At 53.1% G+C, this 3,004-nt stretch carries 2 protein-coding genes and 1 pseudogene; all 3 read right to left on the bottom strand.

Going from position 1 to position 3,004, the window contains the following annotated elements:
• Positions 1-207: hypothetical protein (locus tag K5905_RS30735; RefSeq protein WP_297591525.1), on the bottom strand; the 207-nt coding region annotated here is incomplete at its 3' end.
• A 125-nt stretch (positions 208-332) separates the two neighbouring features.
• On the bottom strand, positions 333-2,279 hold the full coding sequence (locus tag K5905_RS30730; protein ID WP_297591524.1) for a hypothetical protein: 1,947 nt from the start codon (positions 2,277-2,279) through the stop codon (positions 333-335).
• A gap of 145 nt (positions 2,280-2,424) precedes the next feature.
• Positions 2,425-3,004: pseudogene (locus tag K5905_RS30725) on the bottom strand (hypothetical protein); the annotation flags it as partial.

The following is a 3,004-nucleotide window of genomic DNA, read 5'->3' as shown; positions in this document are numbered from 1 at the left end:
GTCTTTTTCGTCTGAAACATTGCGATCGGGTTCTGCTGCAGCAGCATTGTCATCAGAGCGTTTCTTCAGGCCGTCATGTTCACGCATTCGCACAACAAGTGACTTGATGATCGCGTCCCCCTCGGAGAGATCGGATATCTCCTCACCTCTGACAGCACCACTCTTTTCAGCTGCCTTCATGCCGGCATCTTTGTCGTCGAACCTCATCAATTGTCTCCCGAAGCCCCGTCGGCATTGTTTTTGTTTTTTGAGCCGGCGGGTATGTAAATGTCTGTTTTAAAAAAGTGCGGATTGGCTAAACCTGTGCCCGTCAATCCGCTTTCTTGTATCGTTCAGGCCATCAATTGCCCGAGTTCGTCGCCGCTATGCGGCGAATGCAGGACGTCCGTGCACTGAGGTTCTTCTTCTTCTTCGTGTACGTAGGTGAATGCGACGACTTCGTTGGCGAGTTGGTCTGCGTCGCCATAGATGATCTCGTCGTCTTCACCGGCAATGATATTGGTTTGAACCAGGGTCCATTCCTCATAGGCCTCACCGCCGACATACTGATCGCCATAGGCACCGACATCGATGATGGTGGCAACGTTGGTAACGGTATTGCCACCTGTCGATATGAACTGGTTCGACCCGTGACCACCTACCTGCATGGCCGCATCGCTGTCGGAGACGATATTGAGTTGCTTGATGAAGTTGACGTCGTAGTAGTCGCCGGTCACGAACAACACTTTCATTTCCGTCGAGCCTGAACCGGAATAGGACCACCAGTCTTCCGGCTCGATCCGGTCTTTCGTTTCAAGACCCAGGAGGAAGGCCTCAAACCCGGAAGACACGCTTCCGAATTCGTCCATGCTGTAGGAGATGATACCCGCCTCATTGCTCAGCTGGTTCTGACCGCCATAGATTGTCTGGGATCCGGCCTCGCCATCGGCGGTCATCGTCACCCAGTCGTTGTCCAGCAGGATATTGGTCTGATGGATGAAGTTTCCGGAAAAATAGTTCCCCAGAACGACAATCAGATCGTAGCTGTTGCCGATATCCTCGACCGTCGCAACGTTGTACTGGCCGTTTGCGTCAGCCATTACCCGCTGGTGCGCTCCGCTGGATTCCTGACTTACGATGTCGTTCGAATAAAGCGTGTTTTCCTGGTAGAGACTTTTGACGTCGAAATAGTCCCCATAGGAAATGTCGATATCCCAGAAATATCCTGTGAAACCCCGGTAATCTATAACGTCGTCAAGCAGCGCCTGCTTGGTCATCTGCGCCGTGTTGGTTGCTTCATTCTCGTTGAGCGAGACACTGGCGCCTGCATTTCCGAGCTGCACATAGTCGCTGTCGGTATAAACGTTGACCTGTGCCACGGTATTCGTCTGATAATAATCCCCAAGAACGACGAATGTTCCGACGCCTTCGTCAAGATCAACGATCACCGCCCCGTTATAGACAGTGTTGCTCCCAAGTTCCGCTCCGACCAGACCGGTGTCTCCCGGAGCCCAACCGCTTTCCTGCTCGGGAATTGGCGGTGGGGCCCCTTCCCGGCGAGCCTCTGTGTCATCTGAAGTGCCCGACGAGCTCTCGGTCGTTTCTTCTTCTGTTTCTTCGACCTGCAACACACCATCAATGTAGAGACCCGGCTCTACCGTCGACAACTCTTCCCCAGAGGCTGCTTTTGCCATCTGCGCTGCAGCAAGGTTGGGGCCTGTGACACCCGGATTACCGCCGCCCTTGGGAAACAGTTCTTCCGGTATGGCATCCGTTGCAAGAACCTCCATATGCGTCATGTGGTACGCAATGTTGACCCCTGAAACAGCATAAATCGTCAGGCCTTCTTCAACACCAAATAGGTCGCTGTCGTTCAGAAGATTGATCTGATCGATATCGACATTGGTTTCGTGTCCCCACTCCTGGCGCGTGACGTTGGGGCCACTTACGAATTCGGTACCGGATTGGTTGCCAGGGAAGTAGGGTTGGAAAAAATTGGGATCAGCTCCGAGCTTGAAATCAACCGGTCTTGGGCCTGCTGACAGAAAACGCATGGCGTTGTCCGGCACGTCGTAGCCGTTTTTGTCGGCATCAGGCCAGAACAGGTTCGACCTGCCCGATCCGAGTTGATCCAGTTCGCCTTGGTTGAAATTCACGTTCGCGGGAGCGAACTCAAGATCCACTTCATTGCGGCGCGCGTTCAAATCTTCATAGTCTGTCCGGGCACGTGCAAGTTCGTCTGTAATGTGAAGATATCCGGCGAAGTGCCAGATGAGTTCTGTAGCACCATTCTGTAACATAATAATTCTCCCGACTGCATGGATCTCAGCAGCGAGAACAGGACCGGATCAACGCCCACGTCGAAGGTCACAGTGATCTATATCCGCGTGCACAATAAGAACCGGCCCGCACGGGCATCCGCGCGAGCCGGTATTGTTTTAAGAATTAGACAGCGTCGCCGTCATCAGAAGTGGTGGAGTCGCCACCCACAATGCTTGCGCTGTTGTACTGCACGATGCTCTGAGTGAAAGCTTCCTGATTGACTGCGCCGTCTGCAGATGCAGAACCGACACCTTCGTTGGAGCCGTCGTCGCCAACGCGAGCGGTTGCACCGTTCGCAGTAGCTGTACCACCATGAGCTGCTGCAGCCTGAATGAAGCCACCGCCCAGATCGTCATTACCGATGCCAATATCACCGACAAAGCCCATTCCAGCGTTGCCGCCTTCGAACTCGACTTTGGCATAGCCCTGGAAGTCGTTGTCGGTCATGTTGTTGATCTGATCAAGGTTGAAGTTGGCACCACCGTTTCCGGCAGACTGTGCAACGGCATCAACCTGAGCAACTGCTTCGTGAATGTGATCAATTCCCATTTCTTCAACGTCGATGACGTCGCTGTCATCAGGAAGAGTGGAAAGGTCGAGATCAACAGTGATGTCTACTTCGATGTCAGTTTCAACTTTGGTTTCGACTTCGGTCTCAACCTTGTTCTCAACTGAGTTTTCGACCTTGTTGTCTACGTCGTTG

This window comes from Roseibium sp., assembly GCF_025698965.1.
Taxonomy (GTDB): domain Bacteria; phylum Pseudomonadota; class Alphaproteobacteria; order Rhizobiales; family Stappiaceae; genus Roseibium.
This window is presented reverse-complemented; position numbering and strand designations above follow the sequence as displayed.